Origin of the sequence: Roseburia sp. 1XD42-69, assembly GCF_003612565.1 — a bacterium.
Lineage (GTDB): Bacteria > Bacillota > Clostridia > Lachnospirales > Lachnospiraceae > Roseburia_B.
In genome coordinates this window covers 1-7,572 of the sequence record NZ_RAZG01000106.1, presented here as the reverse complement: position 1 = coordinate 7,572, position 7,572 = coordinate 1, and the positions used below count along the sequence as shown (strand labels likewise).

The window sequence follows — 7,572 nt, the reverse complement described above, 5'->3', positions numbered from 1 at the left end:
GGCTTATAGAAATGGTGAGGAGCTACCCTTTGATTGAGCTTCAGATAATAAATATGGCGGTCATATGACCGCCGAAAAATTAATTTACACATTTTACTTGACAAACCCTTTGGAGGCGCACACTACGGTATTGTAGGTTTCCAATATGATTTCTCATTTTCGTACCTTGCTCAATTGCCCATGCCTTCTCCGTTCTCTTTTGAATGCAGGTTCTAAAATTTATGTACGAACTTTGAGTATTTAACGCTATTGTTGCCCAAGTGTAGTATTTTATTTAGGAAAATACCACCACAGCATTTCAAAACAGGCTATCCTAACTTGTTTCTTATTTTGAATCGCTATAGGAAAGGAGATTTACTATGGACAATTATTTTAACCACCATGAATCTGGTAATTATCCAAACGAGCGTCTTGCTCTCAATATCTGTGAGAAGGTTCTCAAGAGCGGAAAAAGGTTCCCAATTGATGTTGCACAGCTATCTCTCGTCTTGAAACAGCAAGGCCTGAATTATTCTGACTATGGCTTTTCCCGATGTAAGGATCTTTTTCTTAGCCTGCCTGACTTCTTTAAGGCATCTCATCCCCTCCCAACGAAGATGGTGATTGACCTGACGCCGAAAATGATGAAAATGCTATACTCAGATGCGGAGGATAGCGCCTTTGATTCTTTCAGCGATACACCTTCACAGTCTATATACAATGCTAAACAGACCTTGACGATACCCCAAGAAGCGCATTCTGTGCAGTTACAGCATGTAGGGGATATGCAGCATCGAGCCCTTCTGCAGAATCCAGAAATTAAATTCGGTCATACGCAACCAGAGCAAGACAACACACAGCACCCAAGCTTTGCTGCAGAACGGTTTTCGGAATTTTCTACAGCGCAGCAACCACAAACGCACTATTTTAGCGGTCAGAAACAGTCTTACGTTGCTAAACAACAAGCATATGCCGGTTCGGGACAGTCACTAGGTACATCCGCAAGCTCATCCTTCCGGAAACAGCGGAATATCCTTCAGGAATTCTTTTCCCACAGTGTCGCCGACCAGAGACAATTTGCCAAAACGTTGAACAGATTTGTCTATATGCGGAGTAATGATGTGACCGCCGCCAATCTTTTGCTTTTAACGCAAATAGAAAGCCTTTCCGCAACTGGCTGGGGAAATGTGCTCGCTTTTTCGTATATGCTCGCCGTGAATGAAAACAGGATAGTAGAAAGCAAGGATGGGACATATATGTGTTTTGACACACTGATAACGGATATCTATGGCGAACCTATTTATTTTTTGGCGGAGAGGAACCGTTATCCTGGGACAAATTGGATACTGAAGGGTATAGGCAAAAAGTCATCACGAGTGGTGGGCCAAATTATTCAAGATAATTTTCCTTTTTAATAATATGGCATTATGCAATTAATGAAAAACCCTGCGGTACTGTACCAATTATTTTTATACGGAGGTACATAAATGTCAACAGAAATGAGACCATTGGGGCTTTATAAATACAACGCAGAAGAAATGGACATAAATGAAGCCATTAAAAAACTAGAAGAGGCACGGCAAACGCATGAACCCATTGTCGGCTATGCCAAAGAATATGACGAAGAAAGGAAACAACTTCTCATAGATTACCATGGCGTGGCAGGCTATATGCGCAATGGGTACATCACAATAAATCCACATTTAAAACCTTGTGAAATTGTGGGGAAAACCGTATTGATGCGGGTAACAAAAATCTATGTGGAGAATATGGAATTTATCTGTGAACGCACTTCTGTGGAAGCCGAGGCTAGGGAGGCCATAGAAGAGTTGCCGGTGGGTGCTTTTGTAGACGGTATGGTAACGCAGCTATGGAACAACGCCAGCGCATTTGTTGATCTTATGGAAGGACATTGCGGGTATTTGCCTCTCAGCCGTGTAACGAGGCTCCCAACGACATGTTGCACAATTGATGAGTTTATCCACGAAGGCGAACTCCTGCATTTCTGTATATTCAATCGCAGAAATGTAGAAAAAGGTGCCCGTGTGGTTTTGAGTTTCCTCGAATTTGACAAGCCGTGGGAACAAGAGTGGGACAAACTGAATCTCCATATTGGATCCCTGTGCCATGGATTTTTGCGGTCAGACCGCATGAAGTCAAATCAGTACTATCTGGCGCTCGATGATCGGCAGATTTATATTACCGTGCAAGCAGATGCTGCGGTCAGCGAGCAGTATCCAGAAACAGTCCGGATTACCTACGTTGACATGGAAAAACAGGCCGTAGTCGGTGAACTATACTCTCCGGTGGAAAGCCCCCAAGAAAATATGCCGGAGGAGTCCACGCAGGAAGATCAGCCTACGCAGGAGGAACATGCACTGGAAAAAGAATCGGTATATGAGGTTTCTTTAGCTAAATCCTTATTTCGGCGGTCTGTCAAAACAACCGTAAGCCCTTTCAGCATCTGGCAGAATGAAGAAAAGGTTTGCGATTCAGATTTGACGAAATCAGTTTCCTATCGTCAGCTGGAACAATATTATCAGAAAGGTGTTCTAGGGGTAGAACACAATGAAATCATAAAAGCAGTAAACAAGCTTCTTTTCTGCACGACCAAACAGATTTTATCGTATTTTTACAGCCATGGACTTTGTCCTGAAATTAAGTCCCAAGACAAGCTAAGCAACAAGATTGAATCTTTGGACAAGCGTTCATTGATTGTGCGGATGCATTTTGCCGGCGACACAGGCAACGGCATTTACAAGGTCTGTTGCATGAACGAAAATGGACGCTATCTGCTGAAGAATATGCTGGGGATTCGCAGGCTACCAAATAAACCTTCCATGCTGATAGATGTCACACATATCAAAAAAATACTTGCCGCAAACCAGTATGCGCTTGCTTGTATGGAACGAGTGCCTTCCTGCAAAGATCTGCAAAATCAGGTCGTCCTTCTTGCGGACACCGACATTCCCTTGCGTCCAACGAGCATTGTTCAGTTCGGGGATAGTATATTACTGCTCGAGGCTGTCCGGCGGAACAAGAACTGGGAAGAAGAAATAGAGGAAAAATACCGGCGCTATAATCTGTTTTTCCAGAATTATAGGACAAACAAGTTAGATAAAAAAAACTTTAAAATACTAGGATCAAGGGAAGTCTATTTACTGCTAGTCTGTGAGGATGAGCTTCACGCACGGGAAGTTCATAAAGTTCTTGCCTGCCAAGATAAAGGAGCACACGTTTACTTCACCTATGATTTGTTGGTCTTCCAGAAAGAATTTGAATTCTCCATGTTTCGTTTTTTTGATGATGGGGAAACGCTTGCCTATTACAGCGTTCTCGACCTACTGGAGAGCAACAAGCAGTGTTATACCGTTTCAGATATTGATTATATTCATTTTCACGATTGCACATTCAATGTTTTTCCAGAGCAATATCTTAGACGCATGCTGGAATTGGGCCAAGCTACAGAATTCAGCTTTAAAAACCTAACCGTCTGCGATGTGCATCAGGATGTTGAATATTTATACAAAAAAGACTATGATGCTTTTTTTGAATCCGTACAACTGAGCAGAAACAGAGAGCTGTCCGAGGCCGTATGGGAGCCACGTGTCTTTCTCCTAGGATCTGGTGGTGCCGGAAAAACAAGTTTAATGAGAGTTATTGGAAACCTTCCCTGCAATGATGATGAGCCAAAAACAAATGGAGTGAAAATTGAAGTAAATTTATGGAAAGAATTGCCATGGATGCAGTCTGGCAAAACACGGATTGACCATATCAGCGTATGGGACTTTGCGGGTCAAGAGCACGATATCTCGCTCAACTGCCTCTTGATGATGACTGTGGCGCTATATATTCTTGTGCTGGATGCACGTAGGGAAGATGACCCAGAAGAGTGGCTGAACTACATACAAACGTATTCTCCAAAATCGAAGGTTCTGCTCGTCATCAATAAGATTGATACAGTCAATCCGGTGGTTTCTATCGAGAATCGGATGCATTATAGCCAAATCAATATTGCAAAATACTGTGACAAATATGCGAATATTGTGGGTGTGTACCAGGTCTCCTGTCGCGATTTACAGATTCCAGGAAACGAATTAGAAGAGTTGAAACGCGACATCTATTCGCAAATTTTGGCTATGGAAAGCCAATTCCATAAGATTTGGCCAACAGAAGCAAAAGAACTGCGCCCATGGTTGCGGAATGTCGGCGGTTTCATCACCATAAAGGAATTCAAAGACAAATGTGGTGAATTGGGACTTGCGAACAAATGCGACTTCACCCTGACCCTGTGCAAGAATGCGGGGCTTTGTATCTATCATAAAAAGATCCATCCATATATCGTACTGGATCCCCAATGGCTGACTTATGGAATATCGAAATTGCTGAAAAACCATGAATTCAGCGAAAACAAATGGTGGATGGAAAAAGAGGCGGCAATCGCCGTCATTGAGCAGGAGGAACCCCACGCACCCTTCTCCTATCGCAATGGGGCGGATGCCTTTTTGCAGATTTTGGAGAAAATGAAGATTTGTTTCCCTGAGGGAGATTCATATTTTTTCCCAAGTTTCCTGCCATACAATACACAGAGGAGGACTGCCAACAGCACCGAGCCGTTGGATAGCTGGTATGAGCGGCAGATTTCCTATACATGCCTTCCCCCCAATATTTTTCCCGAACTGCAGGGCAGGCTTTGGCGAAATCATGCGGATGATCCCGACTGGAAACTGAGTAAGGGAGAAATCCTTTTCTACCACAATAGGAAACAGATGCTGGCGCGGAAAGAGAAAAATGAAATCGTCCTAGCAATTAGAAAGGGTAGTCCATTGACCGATAACCTTTCAAATGACGAAAAACAGGCGATGAAGGAGGTCAGGAGCATCCTACGGGAAATTCATATTGAAAATGGGTTGGAATCCCCTGACGGCACAGGCATTGCTGACACAGACAAAAAAATCGTGGACTCCATAGTGCTTAAAGGCCGTTCGCAGGATATGCGCATGCAGAAGTTACGCTATGCCTATAGGGAAGAGTATATGCGGAAACTCTGCATGGCTGGGCAGGAAAACAATTATTTTCCTGAGGTGGACAGATGGTACAATGTTGCCAGCTTATTGTTAGACCCTTATGATGAAGAAAAAATGCGCGAAATCTATAAGGAATATTTAGTACATGTCTTCAAATACCCAAACAATGGAGGGGATTTTGACGCAGAGGACATGCCAACAAAAGAGGAGAGAGGGATGGGCTTTTTCATTCCTTACCAGGGCGAATGGTTTGTAGTACTCTGCGCCCACGAGGTACGTGAGGCAACAGAGGAACTTCGGTTTGAGACTTTGGTAGGTAATGAGTTCAACGCCAACTTCATTGCAATCGGGGATGACGGGTTGGATATCGCCTTATATCGCGTGGAAAAGGAGTCATATCGATGGGGAAGAACGGTGCCTAATGAAATATTATCCTTTCGCCAGAATGACAGGAAAAATTTGATTGCAGGCTATTGCATAGGGAGAACTGACGGTGGCGTCCTGAGAGAATTTGATTCTTGTGGCACTGCGGCTGCAGACGAGAACCAAAAAAAGGAATACAATTATTTACATGTGGCGGATGAGTCCAAGAAAGTGTTTGTCGGCATGAGTGGAACTTGTATGATGAATATGATCAATCGGTGCGTTATGGGTATGGTGTGCGAGGTTAATGTTAATCACAATAATATCGGCTTGATGCCGATTGAAAATATCTGGAAATTTATAGAGCAGACGATATGTCAAGACACAAGAAAGGATGGGTAAGCAATGAATAAGAAAACGATTGCAGTGGAATTAGACAATGGGGATATTGCTATTGTGGAAGTGGATGGCACAGATTTGTATGAAGAGGCTGGACCTAACAAATCGCCCTTTAAAGCCTCCTCGGATTATATCAAAGTAGTATCAAATGTGCTCAATAACCTAAAAAGCCAGAATTTGAACCCAGACAGTATTGAATTGAATTTCAACATCAAATTGGCTATAACGGGAGGAAAACTGGCGTCTTGGATCATAGCGGACGCAGAGGCGGAAACCTCCCTAGGCGTCACAATGAAATGGGAAAAGGGCAAACAGGAGTCTTGATAACATTCCGGACTAGAGCAGGTAGGTAGTGTGTATATGAGCCGCTACACAGAGCAAGGATTGAGGGACATCTTTTTTGACGCCTTGGACTTCTTCAACGAAGCCCTTGACTCCGGCATCACAAGGGATAACACAGTCCTTGCTTTCTTTACCCCGGAAAACGGGCTGGATGTCTATGAGCAGTTCTGCCGGGAGCGTTTTCCGAAGAATCTGGACGAGGACTACGAGGCGGAGGGCTACTTCCAATCCTTTGCGGCACAGGCTTTTGTGGGAAAAGGGCGGTACGGCGTGATGATGTGCGCAGACATCGACTTCCGCCTGCCGGAGCTGCACCGTGTTTTCCTCCATGAAATATCCCACCTGGCCTGCTACCTCTCCCATGCGTGGAACGGCGAGGAGAACGCGGCGGGGGCGGTCTTTCTGGACTTCCGGGCGGACGCCGGACTTGGGGATTTCAACACGCTCATCTACGGACACAGGATGCGGAACGGGACCATGTTCGGCTGCTTGAAGCACTATATGGATGCCGCTTTCTGGCAGGAGAACCCCAGCGTTACCATCGCCAATGAGGACGGCACATGGCAGTATGACATTTATGCCGCCTATGAGGTGGGGCTGACAGCAAAGACCTACCAGCAGGAGTTTTCAAGCCCGGAGGAAAAGCAGGATTTTATCCAATACGGGCTGGGGCGGTCTGTCATTGACATGGGCATCATGCCTACGCCGGAGGACACGATCATCACCCTCTCCACCTGTTCCGGGAGTGGCCGCAATACCCGCTGGGTAGTCCAGGCGGTGCAGAGTTTGTAAAATGACACCCAGAACGCCTATGGCAAATATGCCGTATCCATGTTACAATGGTGCGGTAATGTCGGGAGGTGGCGGATATGGGCGCAAAAGAATGGAAAGACCTGAAAGCAAAACAGAAGCAGAAATTGTCCGAGGTCATGTTCAGTGTGGTCTGCGCCCATTATAAGGAGCATGGGCAGATGCCCGCTGATACGGAGCTGGATAAGCTGGCAAAAATGGCCTTCACCAAAATACAGGGGCGTGGGCTGGGCCTGTCCTATGAGACGGTCCATGATGTTTTCCTGAAAAAGCAGGCCAGATTTGCGGAGCGGATCGAGAAGAACGGCCTGCCGGAGCCGCCGAAGCCAAAAGTGAAGAAAACCGAGGCGGAAAAGCTGGCGATCAAGCGGGCCGCCCGGAAACGGAAAAAGGCGAGACTGGCGGCACAGGAACAGCAACGGCTGCCAGAGCAGGATGACCGCTTCTTTTATATCGCCGGATATACCTCCGGGGGCGCACCCTATGGCGTTACCTGGGAGGAGATGGGGCTGGAACCCTGGGAAGAACTGGATTAACTGAATAGGACTTGCACAAGCGGTTTGCGTATGGCAGGCCGCTTATTTAGTACCATATAAGTGTAAGAGATAAAGCATTTCATCAGTGCTTTACCTTCTGCACTTATTTTTTTATG

Annotated in this window: 5 protein-coding genes; all 5 read left to right on the top strand. The window is 45.4% G+C overall.

Features of this window, described 5'->3' with window-relative positions; translation table 11 throughout:
- The first annotated feature begins 359 nt into the window (after nucleotides 1-359).
- The 5 genes from D7Y06_RS22865 (at nucleotide 360) to D7Y06_RS27425 (ending at nucleotide 7,456) form a co-directional block, all read left to right on the top strand.
- Nucleotides 360-1,394, top strand: a complete 1,035-nt coding sequence (locus D7Y06_RS22865; RefSeq protein WP_120409861.1) for a hypothetical protein — start codon at nucleotides 360-362, stop codon at nucleotides 1,392-1,394.
- Nucleotides 1,395-1,466: 72 nt separating this feature from the next.
- A complete protein-coding gene (locus tag D7Y06_RS22860) occupies nucleotides 1,467-5,771 on the top strand; it encodes a COR domain-containing protein (RefSeq protein WP_120409860.1) in 4,305 nt (1,434 codons plus the stop codon).
- Nucleotides 5,772-5,774: 3 nt separating this feature from the next.
- Nucleotides 5,775-6,092 (top strand): CU044_2847 family protein, encoded by a 318-nt coding sequence (locus tag D7Y06_RS22855; RefSeq protein WP_120409859.1) that lies wholly within the window; start codon nucleotides 5,775-5,777, stop codon nucleotides 6,090-6,092.
- A gap of 36 nt (nucleotides 6,093-6,128) precedes the next feature.
- The gene (locus D7Y06_RS22850; protein WP_147415752.1) at nucleotides 6,129-6,902 is read left to right on the top strand and encodes a class B sortase; all 774 of its coding nucleotides are present in this window, start codon (nucleotides 6,129-6,131) and stop codon (nucleotides 6,900-6,902) included.
- 77 nt (nucleotides 6,903-6,979) lie between these two features.
- The gene (locus tag D7Y06_RS27425; protein WP_243119466.1) at nucleotides 6,980-7,456 is read left to right on the top strand and encodes a hypothetical protein; all 477 of its coding nucleotides are present in this window, start codon (nucleotides 6,980-6,982) and stop codon (nucleotides 7,454-7,456) included.
- Nucleotides 7,457-7,572 lie beyond the last annotated feature (116 nt).